Origin of the sequence: Nocardioides bruguierae (assembly GCF_023656415.1) — a bacterium.
Classification (GTDB): domain Bacteria; phylum Actinomycetota; class Actinomycetes; order Propionibacteriales; family Nocardioidaceae; genus Nocardioides; species Nocardioides bruguierae.
Genome location: NZ_JAMOIL010000008.1, coordinates 25,451 through 41,529, shown reverse-complemented (window position 1 = coordinate 41,529; position 16,079 = coordinate 25,451). Strand labels below are relative to the sequence as shown.

The 16,079-nt window shown below is 74.1% G+C and carries 15 protein-coding genes; 11 read left to right on the top strand and 4 right to left on the bottom strand.

Annotation, left to right across the window (positions count from 1 at the left end; all coding sequences use genetic code 11):
* Positions 1–1,372: 1,372 nt before the first annotated feature.
* Positions 1,373–2,047, bottom strand: a complete 675-nt coding sequence (locus M8330_RS07130) for a hypothetical protein (RefSeq protein WP_250826753.1) — start codon at positions 2,045–2,047, stop codon at positions 1,373–1,375.
* Between the two features lie 312 nt (positions 2,048–2,359).
* On the opposite strand from M8330_RS07130, the gene glmU reads away from it, so the two are divergent.
* Both glmU and M8330_RS07120 read left to right on the top strand, forming a co-directional pair.
* A complete protein-coding gene (glmU, locus tag M8330_RS07125) occupies positions 2,360–3,817 on the top strand; it encodes a bifunctional UDP-N-acetylglucosamine diphosphorylase/glucosamine-1-phosphate N-acetyltransferase GlmU (RefSeq protein ID WP_308196250.1) in 1,458 nt (485 codons plus the stop codon).
* Between the two features lie 201 nt (positions 3,818–4,018).
* Positions 4,019–4,999, top strand: coding sequence for a ribose-phosphate diphosphokinase (locus M8330_RS07120; RefSeq protein ID WP_250053159.1), 981 nt, complete (start codon positions 4,019–4,021; stop codon positions 4,997–4,999).
* 129 nt (positions 5,000–5,128) lie between these two features.
* On the opposite strand, the gene M8330_RS07115 is transcribed toward M8330_RS07120, so the two are convergent.
* Positions 5,129–5,524, bottom strand: a complete 396-nt coding sequence (locus M8330_RS07115; protein ID WP_250826752.1) for a winged helix-turn-helix transcriptional regulator — start codon at positions 5,522–5,524, stop codon at positions 5,129–5,131.
* 137 nt (positions 5,525–5,661) lie between these two features.
* Between M8330_RS07115 and M8330_RS07110 the strand changes: the two genes are divergently transcribed.
* Positions 5,662–6,513, top strand: coding sequence for an SDR family oxidoreductase (locus M8330_RS07110; protein WP_250826751.1), 852 nt, complete (start codon positions 5,662–5,664; stop codon positions 6,511–6,513).
* Positions 6,514–6,594: 81 nt separating this feature from the next.
* Here M8330_RS07110 and pepN read toward each other — a convergent pair whose 3' ends face one another.
* The gene (gene pepN, locus M8330_RS07105; RefSeq protein WP_250826750.1) at positions 6,595–9,021 is read right to left on the bottom strand and encodes an aminopeptidase N; all 2,427 of its coding nucleotides are present in this window, start codon (positions 9,019–9,021) and stop codon (positions 6,595–6,597) included.
* A gap of 251 nt (positions 9,022–9,272) precedes the next feature.
* Here pepN and M8330_RS07100 point away from each other — a divergent pair, with 251 nt between their 5' ends.
* From M8330_RS07100 to M8330_RS07070, 7 genes are all read left to right on the top strand, one after another.
* The gene (locus M8330_RS07100) at positions 9,273–9,899 is read left to right on the top strand and encodes a 50S ribosomal protein L25/general stress protein Ctc (protein ID WP_250826749.1); all 627 of its coding nucleotides are present in this window, start codon (positions 9,273–9,275) and stop codon (positions 9,897–9,899) included.
* A gap of 88 nt (positions 9,900–9,987) precedes the next feature.
* The gene (gene pth, locus M8330_RS07095; protein WP_250053169.1) at positions 9,988–10,590 is read left to right on the top strand and encodes an aminoacyl-tRNA hydrolase; all 603 of its coding nucleotides are present in this window, start codon (positions 9,988–9,990) and stop codon (positions 10,588–10,590) included.
* A gap of 89 nt (positions 10,591–10,679) precedes the next feature.
* The gene (locus tag M8330_RS07090) at positions 10,680–11,468 is read left to right on the top strand and encodes a 3'(2'),5'-bisphosphate nucleotidase CysQ (protein WP_250826748.1); all 789 of its coding nucleotides are present in this window, start codon (positions 10,680–10,682) and stop codon (positions 11,466–11,468) included.
* A gap of 28 nt (positions 11,469–11,496) precedes the next feature.
* Positions 11,497–12,138 (top strand): HAD family hydrolase, encoded by a 642-nt coding sequence (locus M8330_RS07085; RefSeq protein ID WP_250826747.1) that lies wholly within the window; start codon positions 11,497–11,499, stop codon positions 12,136–12,138.
* Positions 12,139–12,299: 161 nt separating this feature from the next.
* Positions 12,300–12,962 carry a lytic murein transglycosylase gene (locus M8330_RS07080; protein ID WP_250826746.1) on the top strand — a complete coding sequence of 221 codons (663 nt, stop codon included), beginning with the start codon at positions 12,300–12,302 and terminating at the stop codon, positions 12,960–12,962.
* Between the two features lie 45 nt (positions 12,963–13,007).
* Entirely contained in the window at positions 13,008–13,646 is a 639-nt protein-coding gene (tsaB, locus tag M8330_RS07075) for a tRNA (adenosine(37)-N6)-threonylcarbamoyltransferase complex dimerization subunit type 1 TsaB (RefSeq protein ID WP_250826745.1), read from the top strand.
* Positions 13,643–14,092 (top strand): GNAT family N-acetyltransferase, encoded by a 450-nt coding sequence (locus M8330_RS07070; RefSeq protein WP_250826743.1) that lies wholly within the window; start codon positions 13,643–13,645, stop codon positions 14,090–14,092. Before tsaB ends, M8330_RS07070 begins: the two co-directional genes overlap by 4 nt.
* 36 nt (positions 14,093–14,128) lie before the next feature.
* Here M8330_RS07070 and M8330_RS22390 read toward each other — a convergent pair whose 3' ends face one another.
* Positions 14,129–14,917, bottom strand: a complete 789-nt coding sequence (locus tag M8330_RS22390) for a GNAT family N-acetyltransferase (RefSeq protein ID WP_250826742.1) — start codon at positions 14,915–14,917, stop codon at positions 14,129–14,131.
* Positions 14,918–14,977: 60 nt separating this feature from the next.
* Here M8330_RS22390 and tsaD point away from each other — a divergent pair, with 60 nt between their 5' ends.
* Positions 14,978–16,057 (top strand): tRNA (adenosine(37)-N6)-threonylcarbamoyltransferase complex transferase subunit TsaD, encoded by a 1,080-nt coding sequence (gene tsaD / locus M8330_RS07060; RefSeq protein WP_250826741.1) that lies wholly within the window; start codon positions 14,978–14,980, stop codon positions 16,055–16,057.
* Positions 16,058–16,079: the final 22 nt, after the last annotated feature.

Genomic DNA, 16,079 nt, shown 5'->3' with positions numbered 1-16,079 from the left:
CGCCAGGGCCGCGGCGGTGCACAGGCCGACCGCGACCGGACGCTCGAGCGCGCCCACCACGAACGCGTTCCGCGTCCACACGTGCGCGACCGGCACGAAGAACCCGTCCAGCGCCGAGCCGGGCACCAGCAGCACCAGCTGCAGCACGGCGACGGGGGTGAACCAGCGGCGGGCCCGCGGCCCCATTCGATGTGCGGTGAGCGCGAGCGCGGGGGCGGCGGCCACCACCAGCTCCAGGCTGGTGCGGTACGCGTAGAACTGGTCGCCGCCGCTGAACCGCACCAGCAGGCCCTGCGTGAGCAGGTAGGCCACCCCGCTGACGGCCAGCCAGCGCGCCCAGTCGGGCAGGTCGGGCCAGCCGCGACGCAGCGCCGGTGCGAGCACGACCAGCAGCGGCGTCCACACGAGCAGGCCGCGGTCGGGGGAGACGAGGAACCCGGCGGCGTTGACCAGGAGTCCGAGCGGGTCGGTGAGGTAGCCGCCGGCGGTGCTGGTGAAGTCGCCGGCGCGGTAGCCGGAGGTCGGGTCCCACGAGCCGTACGTCCAGCGGGTCCAGCAGGCCATCAGCCCGAGCAGCGCCAGGCTCGGGACGCCGACGCGCACGGCGATCAGGGGACGCCGCCGAGCCCACGCGACCCCGAGGCCGACGACCGCGCACACCACCGCCGCGTGCACGCGGCCCCACAGCACGAGCCCGCCGGCCAGGCCCACCAGCCACCACCGCTCCCGGTCGGCGGCCCAGGCGGTGGCGACGATGCCGAGCGCGGTGAGGGTGTGCGGCCAGACCCCGTCGGCCGCCACCGACCACAGGGGCGTGGCCAGCCCCAGCAGGCCCGCGGCCAGCAGCGCCTCCCGGTCGCCGCGGTGCCGCCGCACCAGCGAGAAGAAGAGCGTCACGGTCCAGGCGGTGAGCAGCGCGGCGGTGAGCCCGCCGGGCACCGCGGTGATCGCCGGTGCCCCGGTCAGCACGTGCTCGAGCCAGTACGTCGGCACGACCGCCGCGATCACGCCGGGGGAGCGGCCGACCGCCTCGCGGCCGTCGGCGGTCTCGACGATCCAGGTCTCGCGGATGATGTTGTCGTCCAGCAGCGGGAAGTTGCTGATGTCGGGCACGGGGTCGCCGGTGCGGGCGAGGTGCCACGCGGCGAAGTCGGCCGTGTAGACGTCCGGGCTGGGGTTCGTGCCGATCGTCGGGACGTAGACCGCCGCCAGGCCCAGGAACAGCAGCAGCGGCAGGAGTCGGCGTCCGGCGCGTCGGTGCATCCGGCCAGCCTGGCGCCCGGGGGTGGCGTCAGGGTGCCGGGCGGGTGGCCACCCGGTGACGTCCGTCGGTCACCGGGTGGCTGCCCGGGTACGGGTCAGGTGGGGCGGGTCAGCTGTGGAAGGCCCCGCCGGTGAACAGGCAGACCTTGCCGGCGCCGAACGGGCCGTTGCCGCCGGGCAGCGCGCCGGTCTTCAGGGCGCCGCCGGACCAGCCGCGGATCGTCGTCCCGTCGGGCGCGAGGATGAGGAAGTCGCTGCTGTCCTCGGCGTCGGAGTCGGCGGTGCCGGCGCTGGCGCTGTCCTCCTCCATGATCCGGTCGGTCTCGGGGGTGTCCACGTCGAGGAAGCTGCCCTCGGTGACGAGGGAGTCCTCGCGGGAGTCCATCAGCACCCCGTCCTCCTTCGTCGAGACCGCCACGACGTAGTTGATGGTGGTGCCGACCATGAAGCACTTGCCGTAGACGGTGATGGGGCCCTGCCGGAGCAGGACGACCTTCTTCGCCGCCGCCAGGGAGGCGGTGTAGTCGTCGCCCGCGGAGGCCAGGACGCGCTTGCGGCCGAAGAACGTGACGCCGGCGGCGCCGTCGGCCAGGTCGGCGGCGCGCAGGCTGCCGTCCTTGACGTCGAGGCCGGTGAGAGAGCCGTTCCTCACGTCCTGGCCGGTGATCAGGCGGGCGGCGGTGGCCGGGGCCCCGGTGGCCACGAGGGCCAGGACCAGGGCGAGCAGGCTGATCACCAGCGGTGCGGACGGGCGGCGGCGCGGGTGCTCGGGCATCTCGGGCATGGGGGATCTCCTGGTGAGGAGCGGCGCGCGAAGGTGGGGGAGCCGGAGGTCGGCCGAAGCGCCACCCGTCGAAAGTAGGGCTCGCCGCGGGTGAGGCGTGATCCGTTTCACGGCACCCCGGACGACGGCGAGAGGCTGGTCGCTCGGTGCCGACCTGTGCTCGGGGTGGCCCGCCGCATCCGTGCGGGGGTGTGGGCCGGACCGGCATGGGGGAGGAGGGAGGTGTCCCGCCTAGAGTGGGGCGTCTGTGCGGGCCGGTCGGGCCGCTCCGCACGGCCGACCACCTTCCTCGACCCGACTGGAGTCGCTTCCGTGCAGCAGCCGGTGCTCACCGACCTGACCGTCGTCGTCCTCGCCGCGGGCGGGGGGACGCGCATGCGCTCCAAGACGCCGAAGATGCTGCACGCCATCGGCGGGCGCTCGCTGGTCGGGCACGTCCTCGCGGCGGTCGAGCAGCTGAGCCCGCGCCGCGTCGTCACGGTCATCGGCCACCAGCGCGAGCTCGTCGGGCCCCACGTGAGCGAGCGGATGCCGACGGCGCAGCTCGTCGTGCAGGAGGAGCAGGGCGGCACCGGCCACGCCGTGCGCGTCGGCGTCGAGGCCGCGGACGTCGCCACCGGCACCGTGCTCGTGGCCTACGGCGACACCCCGCTGCTGACGGGGGAGTCCCTGCGCGACTTCGTGGCCACCCACGAGGCGGCCCAGCGCGCGGTGAGCGTGCTCTCGGGCGTCGTCCCCGACCCCAGCGGCTACGGCCGGATCGTGCGCGACGCCGACGGCGACGTCGTCCGGATCGTCGAGCACAAGGACGCCGACCGCGACGAGCTCGAGATCGCCGAGGTGAACTCCGGGATCATGGCCTTCGAGGCCGGCTTCCTGCGCGAGGCCCTGCCCCGGCTCTCCAACGACAACGCCAAGGGCGAGTACTACCTCACCGACCTGCTGGGCCTGGCCCGCGAGGCCGGGCTACAGATCGGTGCGCACGTCCTGGACGACGTCGTGCAGACCGAGGGCGCCAACGACCGTGCCCAGCTGGCCGGCCTGGCCCGCATCCTCAACGACCGCGTGCTGAACCGGTGGATGAAGGAGGGCGTGACGATCGTCGACCCGGCCACCACCTGGATCGACGTGGACGTCGACCTGGCCCAGGACGTGACGATCCTGCCCGGCACCCAGCTGCTCGGCGCCACGTCCGTCGGCGAGGACGCCGTGGTCGGCCCCGACACCACCCTGCGCGACTGCGAGGTCGGCGCGGGCGCGCACGTGGTGCGCGTGCACGGTGAGCTCGCCGTCGTCGGCGCGGGGGCGGACGTCGGCCCCTTCTCCTACCTGCGCCCCGGCACCCGCCTGGGCGCCGGCGGCAAGATCGGCGGCTTCGTCGAGACCAAGAACGCCGTGATCGGCACCGGCGCGAAGGTGCCGCACCTCTCCTACGTCGGCGACGCCGAGATCGGCGAGGGCACCAACATCGGCGCGGGCACGATCTTCGCCAACTACGACGGCGTGGCCAAGCACCGCTCGGTGGTCGGCAAGCACGCCCGGACCGGCTCGAACAACACCTTCGTCGCCCCCGTCGAGATCGGCGACGGCGCGGCCACCGGTGGGGGAACGGTCGTGCGCGGGACGGTGCCCCCGGGTGCTCTCGCCGTCAGCGCCGGCCCCGTGCGGCTGATCGAGGGCTGGGCCCTCGACAAGCGCGCAGGCACGGCCCAGGCGGACGCCGCCCGCGAGGCCCTCGACGCCGCGGACGAGGCGGGCACGGACGCCTGACCCGGCGTCCAGACCCGGCCCGACGAGGCCGAGCAGATGGGTAAAGGATCGGTGACGAACCGGTGACACGCCTGTGACCTGCGCCTTCGTCCGACGTGTCGTTCGTGACGTGCCCAGCGGCCGGTCCGGAGTTGGCCGCGCCTGCTGTGCGGGGCAGAATCACCAGCGCCTTTGCAGCCGTCGACCAGGAGTGGTGCGCGCATGACCGGTTACAAGAGGACCACCGAGAAGAACCTCATGGTCTTCAGCGGTCGGGCACACCCGGCTCTGGCCGAGGAAGTCGCCGAGATCCTCGGCACCGACCTCGTGCCGACCAGTGCCTACGAGTTCGCCAACTCGGAGATCTACGTCCGCTACGAGGAGTCCGTCCGCGGGTGCGACGCCTTCGTGATCCAGAGCCACACGGCTCCGATCAACGAGTGGATCATGGAGCACCTGATCATGGTGGACGCCCTCAAGCGGGCCTCCGCCAAGCGGATCACTGTCGTCATGCCGTTCTACGGCTACGGCCGCCAGGACAAGAAGCACCGCGGCCGCGAGCCGATCACGGCCCGCCTCGTGGCGGACCTGTTCAAGACCGCCGGTGCCGACCGGGTCATCTCCGTGGACCTGCACGCCGACCAGCTCCAGGGCTACTTCGACGGCCCCGTCGACCACCTGATGGCGCTGCCGATCCTCACCGACTACGTGCTGGAGAAGTACGGCGACCAGCCGCTCTGCGTCGTCTCCCCGGACGCCGGCCGGATCAAGGTCGCCGAGCGCTGGTCCGCCAAGCTCGGCGGCGCCCCGCTGGCCTTCATCCACAAGACCCGCCGCACCGACCGTCCCAACGAGACGGTGGCCAACCGCGTCGTCGGTGAGGTCACCGGCAAGATCTGCGTGCTGACCGACGACATGATCGACACCGGCGGCACCATCGTGAAGGCCGCCGAGGCCCTCATGGCGGACGGCGCGGCCGGCGTCATCATCGCTGCCACCCACGCGATCCTCTCCGATCCCGCGGTCGACCGGCTGAAGAACTGCTCGGCCATCGAGGTCGTCGTCACCAACACCCTCCCGATCCCGGAGGAGCGGAAGTTCGACAAGCTCACCGAGCTCTCGATCGCCCCGCTCATCGCCCGCGCGATCCGCGAGGTCTTCGAGGACGGGTCGGTCACGTCCCTCTTCGACGGCCACGCGTGATCGCTACCGAGCCTGCGAGGTAGCGATCGTCGGTGGTCGAGCGGCGACCACGGCCGAGCTTGCGAGGTCGTGACGGAGCCTGACGAGACCCTGGCGCCCGAGACGCACCCTGGCTGCGTCGTCGGCGGGTCAGCCCGCGTCGTAGGCGGCCCGGGCGGCCTCGACCTCGCCGATGTGGACGCGCGCCCAGCGGTCCAGCCCGGCGACGGCGTCCACCAGCGTGCCGCCGAGCGGGGTGAGCGTGTACTCCACCCGCGGCGGAACCTCCGCGTGCACCTCGCGGACGAGCAGCCCGTCGCGCTCGAGGCCGCGCAGGGTCTGGGTCAGCACCTTCGGGCTGATCCCCTCGATCGCGCGGGAGAGCTCGGAGAAGCGGTGGGTGCGCTGCGCCAGCAGGAGCAGCACGAGCATCGTCCACCGGTCACCGACCCGGTCGAGCACGGTGCGCGTGGGGCACGCGGCGGTGTACGGGTCGGGGGTCTGGTCCACCTCGAGGGCGGCTGCGGCAGGAGACGTCGGGCTCACCTGGTCACTATCCCTCGGGTAACCACAGCACTTCAAGGTCACTGCTACCTGTCGGGAAGCATGCAGGTGGAGGGCCTGTTGGGCCTGGACGAGAAGCCCGGTGGACGCCGGGCCCACCCCGTCACAGGAGGAACCCCATGTCGATCGTCGTCTTCGGAGCCACCGGTCACCTCGGCCGCCTCGCCGTCGAGCACCTGGTGGAGAAGGGTGTCGCGCCCGCCGAGATCGTCGCCACCGGCCGCAGCACCGAGAATCTGGCCGACCTCGCCGAGCAGGGCGTCGACGTCCGCGCCGTCGACCGCGACGACGCCGAGGCCGTCGCCGCCGCACTGGTCGGCGCCGAGAAGGTGCTGCTGGTCTCCGGCATCGAGCCGCACCGCGTCGACCAGCACCGCACCGTGGTCGAGGCCGCCGAGAAGGCCGGCGTCAGCCTCCTCGTCTACACCTCGGGGCCGAAGGCCGCCGAGTCCAGCCTGCTGCTGATGAACGACCACCGCGCCACCGAGGAGATCCTCGCGGCCTCGTCCGTGCCGACCGTCGTCCTGCGCAACGCCTGGTACGTGGAGAACTACACCGGCCAGGTGCCGGTGTGGACCGAGCACGGCTTCGCCGGCGCCGCGGCCCCGGACGCCCGCCTCTCCGTCGCGCTGCGCAGCGAGTACGCCGAGGCCGCGGCCGTCGTCCTCACCCAGGACGGGCACGCCGGCCGGACCTACGAGCTCGGTGGCGAGCAGGTCACCCTGCCCGAGATCGCCGCCGCGGTCTCCGGCGTGATCGGCCAGGAGGTCAGCTACACCCAGGTGCCGCTCGAGGTGCTCCAGGGCATCCTCGAGGGCGCCGGGCTCCCCGCCCCGGCGGCGCAGGTCTTCGCCGACGTCGACCGCGGCATCACCGAGGGCGAGCTGCTCGTGCCCGCCACCGACCTCGAGACCCTCCTCGGTCGCCCCGCCACCGGCCTCGAGCAGGCCGTGAAGACCGCCCTGGCCTGACGGCTCGCCCCCGCGCTCAGCGGGACGTCATACGGAGCGGACGCAGTCCCCCTCAGACGTATGACGTCCCGCGGGGCGGGCTCAGCCGAGGTCGTCCAGCGTGTCGTTCCAGAGGCGAGCGAGGACGGTGGGCACCGAGCCGGACGCCAGCGTCGAGGCCAGCGCCGAGCGCTGCGTGGAGGTCAGCGCCACGGAGGGGAACGCCCGGCCGACGACGAGGCTGAAGCCCTGACCGCGCCGCCCGGCGATGCCGGGCGCCTCCGCCAGGTAGGCGTCGACGTAGGGGCGCACCAGGGACGGCTCCTCGGTCGACCACAGGCCGTCCGCGCACGCCTCGAAGACCCGGTTGCCGACGTCCGGCTCGGTCATCCGCGCCCAGGCCTGGGCCTTCGCCTCCGCGGTGGGCCGTGCGGCCAGGGCGCGGGCCGCACCCAGGTCGCCGGCGAAGGTGCCGTCGGCGACCCGCTCGGCCTCGATGGCCGCCTCGTCCAGCTGCCCGAGCTCGGCCAGCCGGGCCACCACGCTCCAGCGCAGTGCCGGGTCGAGCGTGAGCCCGGCCTCGGTGGCGCCGGTCGTGAGCCAGCCCTCCAGCAGGGCCGGGTCCGAGGAGGTGGCGGCCAGTCCCTGCGTCAGCGCCAGCCCCACGCCCTCGGCCGGCGAGCCCAGCAGGCCCACCGCGCACGCACCGGCGACGGTGGCGCGCACGGTGCCGGCGTGCTCGGCCGGCGTCCGCAGGGCCAGGACGGGGCCCAGCGTCCGTCCCACGACGCCACCGACGAGGGCCGCGTTGGTCTCGGCGGGCAGGTGTCGGCGCACCAGGTCCACGTACCCGACCACGCCGAGGTCGCGGGTGTGCACGCGGTCGAAGGCGTGCGCCCACAGCACCGTGCGCAGCAGCGGGTCCTCCAGGGCCGAGAGGTGCTCGGCCACGACCGCGGCCGAGAGCGGGTCCAGCGCGAGCCGCGCGAACGACTCGCCGCCGGCGTTCGGGACGACGGCGAGGCCGGCCCAGTCGCTCAGCCGCACCGGCTCGTCGTCGACGTCCACCATGGCCCGACCCACGATCGCGGGCCCGTCGAGGGCGACCACGGAGACGCGGTGCGGGCGGCTGCCCACGCGCTCGAGCACGGGCACGTCGTCCTCGCCCCGGATCACCCGCAGCGTGTCGAAGCCCGTGGTGCGCAGCCAGGCCTCGGCCCAGGCGCGCACGTCGCGCGGCGAGGCGTCGTCCAGCGCGCCGACGAGGTCGTCGAGCGTGGCGTTGCCGAACCGGTGGGTCGTGAGGTGCGCGTTCACCCCGGCGAGGAAGTCCTCGTCGCCCAGCCACGTGACGAGCTGGCGCAGCAGCGAGTTGCCCTTGGAGTAGGAGATCGCGTCGAAGTTGGCGAACGCGGCGTCGACGTCCGGCACGTCCTCGGGCAGCGGTGCCACCGGGTGCGAGGAGCGTCGCTCGTCGGCGGTGTACGCGCCGGGCTTGCGGCGTCCCTCGTGGCCCACGAGCGTGTCCGCGAACCCCGCGCCGTCGGCGGCCACCCGGTAGCCCATGTAGTCGGCGAAGGACTCGTTGAGCCAGGTGTCCTCCCACCAGCGCATCGTCACGAGGTTGCCGAACCACATGTGTGCCATCTCGTGCGCGATGGTGGTCGCGCGGCCCGCCCGGGCGACGTCGGAGGTGCGCCCCCGCGGCAGGTACTCGTCGCGGTAGGTGACGCAGCCCGGCGTCTCCATCGCACCCCAGTTGTGGCCGGGCCCGAAGAGCTGGTCGTAGGAGTCGAAGGCGTAGGGCTCGTCGAAGAGCTCGGCGTAGTGGTCGAAGCAGGCGTTGGTGGTGGCCATCAGCTCGGGCGCGTCGCGGTCGAGGTCCGCGGCCAGCGACGCCCGGGCGTGCCAGCCGAACGGCAGGCCGGCGTGCTCCCACGTCACCGAGTGCCACGGCCCGGCGCAGACCACGAACAGGCTCGGGCACACCGGGGGAGTGGTCGCGAAGCGCCAGCGTCCGGCCGCCCGCTCCTGCGGGGAGGAGAGCACGCGGCCGTTGGCGATGACGGTCCACCGCGGGTCGGCGGTGACGGCCAGCGTCAGCGGGCCCTTGAGGTCGACCTGGTCGAAGCAGGGGAACACCCGCTGCGCCACGTCCAGGGAGAGGTAGGCCGAGGCGTAGGTCTCCCCGTCGGCGGCGTCCGTCATCAGGTGCATGCCGTCGCCGTCGCTCACGTAGGGCACGCGGACGTCGACCCGCAGCGTCAGCGGGACGCCGACCGGGAGGCCCGCCAGCGTGATCCGGCGGCCGTCGTAGGCGTGCTCGACCGGCTCGCCGTCGAGCGTCACCGACAGGTCCTGGCCGTCCTTCAGCTCCAGGAACGTGGCCGGCTCCGCGGTGGTGACCCCGACCAGCGCCGTGCAGCCGTAGGTGCCCCGGCCGGGGTCGGTGAGGTCGAGGTCCAGGTCGTAGGAGACACCGGTCAGGACGGCGGCGCGGGCACGGGCCTCGGCGAGCGTGAGCGACATGCGCCAACCCTAGGCAGCGGCCCCGACGCAGGCCCGGGCCGGGCGATTGGCCCCGGGCGGCGTGGCCTGCGTAGACTCTGCGAGTTGCCTCGGCGAGGGAGCGGGGGGTCCACACGGACCGGCCCCGGCTCCGTGATCGACAGGGCGGGACCTGGTGTCGCGTCGTGTCTCGCGCCGCGGCCACCACCAGCACCCGGTCGCACTCGTGCGGCCGACGAGAACGCACCCGCCCCGACACCGAGGAGTCTCGCATGTCCGAGAAGATCACCGCCGAGAAGCGCACCGAGTTCGGCAAGGGCGCGGCCCGCCGCATCCGCCGCGCCGACAAGATCCCCGCCGTCCTCTACGGCCACGGCACCGAGCCGGTCCACATGATCCTCCCGGGTCACGCGACCATGCTCGCCCTCAAGCACGGCGGCGCCAACGCCATCCTCGACATCGACCTCGAGGGCGAGGCCCACCTCGGCCTCACCAAGCAGGTCCAGATCGACCCGATCAAGCGCCACATCGAGCACGTCGACATGGTCGTCGTGAAGCGCGGCGAGAAGGTCTCCGTCGAGGTTCCCGTCCACGTCACCGGCGAGATCGTCCGCGACGGCCTGCTCACCACCGAGCTGCAGACCATCGAGGTCGAGGCCGACGCCATGAGCATCCCCGAGTGGATCGAGATCGACGTCGAGGGCTTCGAGGTCGGCAAGCAGCTGCACGCCTCGGACCTGGCCCTGCCCGCCGGCTCCACCCTGCTCACCGACGGCGACGCGCTCGTCCTGCACGTCTCGCAGGCCCCGACCGCTGACGACGTCGACGCCGAGATGACCGAGGCCGAGGCCGAGGCCGGCATCGAGAAGGACGAGGCGGAGGACACCGAGGAGGCCTGAGCCTCCCGGCAGCCACCCGGCTCCACCCGCTCCGTCCAGGAGCACCAGCAGGACCCAGCAGCATCCACGTACACGGCCCGGGGGACCGATGACCGACGACACCACGAGCAGCACCTGGCTCGTCGTCGGCCTCGGCAACCCCGGGCCGTCGTACGCCGGGCACCGGCACAACATCGGCTACATGGTCACCGACGAGCTCGCCTCGCGGATGGGCTCCGGCTTCCGGGCGCACAAGTCCGGCCGGGCCGACGTGGTCGAGGGACGCCTCGGCGCCCCCGGCAGCGACGCGCCCCGCGTCGTCCTCGCCCGGCCGCGCTGCTACATGAACGACACCGGCGGCCCCGTCAAGGCGCTCGCCACCTTCTACAAGGTGCCGCCGGCCCAGGTCGTCGCGATCCACGACGAGCTCGACATCGACTTCGACACGATGCGGGTCAAGCTCGGCGGCGGCGACAACGGCCACAACGGGCTGAAGTCCATGCGCTCCAGCCTCGGCACCGGCGACTTCCACCGGGTGCGGGTCGGCATCGGCCGCCCCCCGGGTCGCCAGGACGTGGCGGACTTCGTGCTGTCGAACTACTCGACCGCCGAGAAGAAGCTGCTGCCGTTCGTGGTCGACACCGCGGCGGACGCGGTCGAGTCCCTGGTCGCCGACGGCCTCGAGAAGACCCAGCAGCGCTTCAACTCCTGACCTGCTCACAGGTGGGGAGTGCCGGACGCCACCGTCCGTCCCGGCGTCGCCGGCGTGGAGTTGAGCCTGCGGACGGCTACGCTCCGGGCGTGACCTTCGAGCCTGGTACCCCGCCCGAGAACGCCGACGACCACGCCCTCGCCGTCTGGCTGGCCGAAGCCGCCGGCCGCCGCCTCCTCGAGGTGCGCACCGAGGGCCTGGAGGGCAAGGCGCTCAAGGACGCCGGCGACGCCGCCGCGCACGAGCTGCTGATGAGCCTCGTGGGGCAGTACCGCCCCGACGACGCCGTGCTCTCCGAGGAGGGCAAGGACGACAAGGCCCGGCTCGAGGCCGAGCGCTGCTGGATCATCGACCCGCTGGACGGCACCCGCGAGTTCTCCGAGCCGCCGCGTGACGACTGGGCCGTGCACGTGGCGCTGTGGAGCCGCACCGGCGACGGCGAGGGCACCCTCGTCGCCGGTGCCGTGGCGCAGCCGGCGCTGGGCGAGACCTTCAACACCGGCAGCGCGCCCGTCGTGCCGCCGTCCTCCTCGGCCGTGCCCCGCATCGCCGTCTCCCGCTCCCGCCCGCCGGCCTTCGTGCAGGCGCTGGCCGAGGAGATGGGCGCCGAGCTGGTGCCGATGGGCTCCGCGGGCGTGAAGATGATGAGCGTGGTGCGCGACGTCGCCGACGCCTACGTGCACGCCGGTGGCCAGTTCGAGTGGGACTCCGCGGCCCCCGTCGCCGTCGCCCGCGCGGCCGGCCTGTTCACCTCCCGGGTCAACGGCGACGAGCTGGTCTACAACCAGGACGACGTCTACCTGCCCGACCTCATCGTGTGCCGCCCCGAGCTCTCCGAGCAGATCCTCGCGTTCATCGCGAAGCACGGCACGGAGTGAGCCCGGCGCACTGACGACAGGCGGAACGATGACGATCCGGCACGTCCTCCTGGACGCCGACGGGGTGCTCCAGCACGCCACCGTGGACTGGTACGAGGCCCTCGAGCCCTGGTTCGACGCCACCGACGCGCGCGCCTTCATGGACGCCGCGTGGGAGGCCGAGCGCAAGCCGCTCGCGGGTGACGGCGACTTCGTCGACGTCCTGGACCGGATGCTGCTGGCCAGCGGCCGCCGGGCCGAGGGCGAGCGGCTGCACGAGGCCGTGTGGCGACGGCTGCGGGCCGAGCCGACGAGCATGGCACTGGTGGCCGGGCTGCGCGCCCAGGGCATCGGCGTGCACCTGGGCAGCAACCAGGAGCGCAACCGGGCCGAGCACATGAACCGGGTCTTCGGCTACCCGGACCTGTTCGACTCGATCTGCTACTCCTACCTGCTCGGCGTGGCCAAGCCGGACCCCGAGTACTTCCGCCGCTGCCTGGCCCGGATCGCCGACGCGACCGGCGGGGTGGACCCGGCCGACGTGCTCTTCATCGACGACCGCGCCGACAACGTCGAGTCCGCCCGCTCCGTCGGCCTGGCCGGCATCTGCTGGGACCTCGACCAGGGCCACGCCGTGCTGCGCGAGGCGATCGCCGAGCACGGGCTCGCCGTCCAGGGCTGGCCCGCCTGAGCCGGACGCCCGCTCGACGCCCACCCCCTCGCGGCAGCACGCGCCGCCGCTCGGGGAGCACGCGGCGCACCCGTCGCCCCGCGAGCCGGGCGCCGCGCGCGGCCGCAGCGCTGGAGTCCGGGCTGTACCGCGCCACGGCCGCCCTGGTCGTCGGCGCCGGGGTGCTGGCCGGCCTGGGCTGGCTCTACCACGACGAGCCCGTCGTCGACCTGACGCCGGCCGAGACCTACGTGCCCGCCCCCGTGGAGCGGACGACCGGGGCGCGATCCTCGCTGGACCCCGCCTGGGTGCGACGCACCGCCGAGCGCACCGGCATCCCGGCCCCCGCCGTCCGGGCCTACGCCACCGCGCAGACCAGCGGCGTCGCCGGCTGCGACCTGGGCTGGACGACGCTGGCCGGCATCGGCTGGGTCGAGTCCCAGCACGGCACCCTCTACGGCCGCACCCTGCGCGCCGACGGCACCTCGTCCTCACCGATCCTCGGCCCCGCGCTCGACGGTCGTGAGGGGTTCGCCGCCATCCGTGCGACGCCCGCCGGCACCGCCTGGCACGGCGACTCCACCTGGGAGCACGCCGTGGGGCCCATGCAGTTCCTGCCGTCCACCTGGGCGGGGGTCGCCGTCGACGGCGATCGCGACGGCTCCCGCGACCCCTTCGACCTCGACGACGCCGCCGCCGGCGCGGCCCGGTACCTGTGCGCCGACGGCGACCTGGACTCCTCGCAGGCCTGGACCGCGGCCGTGCTGCGCTACAACCGCTCCGAGGCCTACGCCCGCGACGTGGCCGCCGCCGCCCTGGAGTACGCGGACGAGGCCGCGGGCTGAGCCCTCGGTGCGGGCCGCGCCGCCGGGTGGGCCTAGCCTGAGAGCGTGCTGCTCACGTTCGACACCGCCACGCCCCGCGTCACCGTCGCCCTGCACGACGGCGAGCGAGTGGTCGCCTCGGCGGACGCCGACGTGGCGATGCGGCACGGCGAGCAGCTGGCGCCGATGATCGAGCGGGTCCTCGCGGACGCCGGTGCGCAGCGCTTCGACGTGACCGCCGTCGGGGTGGGCGTGGGCCCCGGCCCCTTCACCGGCCTGCGGGTCGGGCTGGTGACCGCCCGGACCCTCGGCCACGTCCTCGAGGTGCCCGTCTACGGCGTGTGCACCCTGGACGTGCTGGCGGCCCAGGCCGTCGGCGCCGGCGAGGTGGCCGAGCCGTTCCTGGTGGCCACCGACGCCCGCCGCAAGGAGGTCTACCTGGCCTCCTACGACGCCGACGGCACCCGGATCGACGGCCCCGTCGTGGTCAAGCCCGCCGAGGCCGCCACGGATGCGCTCGTCGTCGGCGAGGGCGCCGACCTCTACCCCGAGCACTTCGCCCGCACCGCCGGCCCCCGCCGGCCGAGCGCGGCGTGGCTGGCGGTCGCGATCGCCGAGGAGATGGCCGAGATCCTCGACCCCGAGCCTCTGTACCTGCGGCGCCCCGACGCCGAGGCCCCCGGCGCCCGCAAGCCCGTCTCGTGACCGTCCGCGCCGCCGGGCCGGGCGACACCGACGCCGTCGCGGCGCTCGAGGCGCGCAACCTGGGCCCGGACGCCTGGTCGCGCGGTCTGGTCGAGGCAGGCCTGACCGGCGACGTCCCGACCGTCTCCTACCTCGTGGCGCTCGGCCCCGACGGGCAGGTCGTGGGCCACGCCGTCGTCAGCCTCGTCGACGTGGCCGAGCTCCAGCGGATCTCCGTGCTGCCCGAGCACCGACGCGCGGGCCTGGCCACGGCCCTCCTGGACGCCGTCGTGGCGCTCGCCCGCGAGGGCGGCTGCGACCGGGTGCTGCTCGAGGTGCGCGAGGACAACGACGGGGCCCGGGCCTTCTACGCCCGGCACGGATTCGTCGACCTGGCCCGCCGGAAGCGGTACTACGCGGACGGCGCGACCGCCGTCGTCTGCGAGCTCACCCTCGGACCCCGCTGAAAGCTGCTGCCGACTCGGTGGTGAGTCGGCAGCAAGTTACTGCCGACTCGGCGGTGGGACGGGGCGGCCGGAGACGAAGGTGTGGTGGGTGGTGAAGCCGAGCCGGTCGTAGACGGCCAGGGCAGGGGCGTTGTCGACGTAGACGCCGAGCGTGGCGGTGCCCGCGGCGCCGGCCAGGGCCCAGCGGGTCAGCGCGGCGGAGACCGCCGCGCCGAGGCCGCGGCCGCGGTGCGCGGGGTGGGTGGTGACGCCGCGCAGGTGGCCGGTGCCGTCGGGGTCGCGGTGGATCGCCCCGGCGGCCACGAGGCTGCCGTCCGAGCCCCGGACCCCCAGCCAGCCCTCGACCCCCGGGGTTCCGGCGCGGGCGAAGGAGTCGGGGTTGGCGACGTCCAGCAGCGCCTCGAGGGCGTCCACGTCGGCGAGGTCGTCGCCCTCGGTGCGGAGCCGGGTGACGGCGTCCTCGCCGGGGACGTGGCGGGGTGCCGTGCGGGTCAGCATCCAGTGCCAGTGGCCGCTCGGCGCGTAGCGCCAGGAGGCGGGCAGGGCGGCGAAGGACGTCTCCTCGACGCTGACCCTGCCCGGCCGGGGAATCAGCGGCTCGACGTGCGCCATGAGCGGGTCCAGGTCGACGGCCGGTCCGGTGCACCACAGGCCGGGCCGGCCGTCGTCGACCCCGCCGCGGGTGCGGTTGCCGTCCAGGACGACGGCGTCGCCCAGCGTCCAGGCGCCCACGCTGTCGCCGGGGTTCACCTGATGCGTGACGAAGGGGTCCGGGTGGGTCGCGACGAGCGTGGCGAGGTCGACGTGCGCTGGGCGGGGGAGCACTCCCGCATTGAAACAGGCCGGATTCAAGCCGCCCCACCCACAGCGAGCACAATGGGCCGCGTGAGTCGTGACGAGCCGCTGGTCCTGGGTATCGAGACGTCCTGCGACGAGACGGGCGTCGGCATCGTCCGGGGCCACACGCTGCTGGCGGACGCCGTGGCCAGCAGCGTCGACGAGCACGCCCGCTTCGGCGGCGTCGTGCCCGAGGTGGCCTCCCGGGCCCACCTCGAGGCGATGGTGCCGACCATCGAGCGCGCCTGCGAGACCGCCGGCGTCGCCCTCACCGACCTCGACGCGATCTCGGTGACCAACGGCCCCGGCCTGGCCGGTGCGCTGCTGGTCGGCGTGGCCGCCGCGAAGGCGCTCGCGCTGGGCCTCGGCAAGCCGCTCTACGGCGTGAACCACCTGGCCAGCCACGTCGCCGTCGACCAGCTCGAGCACGGCGCGCTGCCCGAGCCGTGCGTGGCGATGCTCGTCTCCGGCGGCCACTCCAGCCTGCTGCGCGTCACCGACGTGACCGGCGTCGGCGACGGGACCCCCGAGGGCGCCGGCGTGGTCTCGATGGGCGCCACCATCGACGACGCCGCCGGCGAGGCCTTCGACAAGGTCGCCCGCGTGCTCGGGCTGCCGTTCCCCGGTGGTCCGCACATCGACAAGGCCGCCCGCGAGGGCAACCAGGTCGCCATCGACTTCCCCCGCGGCCTCACCTCGCGCCGCGACCTCGAGCGGCACCGCTTCGACTACTCCTTCTCCGGCCTCAAGACCGCCGTCGCCCGCTGGGTCGAGGCCCGCGAGCGCAGCGGCGAGCCGGTGCCGGTGGCCGACGTGGCCGCCTCCTTCCAGGAAGCCGTCTGCGACGTCCTCGTGCGCAAGGCGCTGGACGCCGCCTCCTCCGAGGGCATCGAGGACCTGCTCATCGGCGGCGGGGTCGCGGCCAACTCCCGGCTGCGGCACCTGGCCGAGGAGCGGGCTGCGTCGCTGGGCATCCGCGTGCGCGTCCCCCGACCCGGGCTGTGCACCGACAACGGCGCCATGGTCGCCGCGCTCGGTGCCGAGATGGTCGCGCGCGACCGCGTCCCCTCCTCCCTCGACCTGCCCGCCGACTCCAGCCTCCCGGTCACCGACGTCCTCGCGGGCTGAGCCGACCTCACAGGCTGATCCG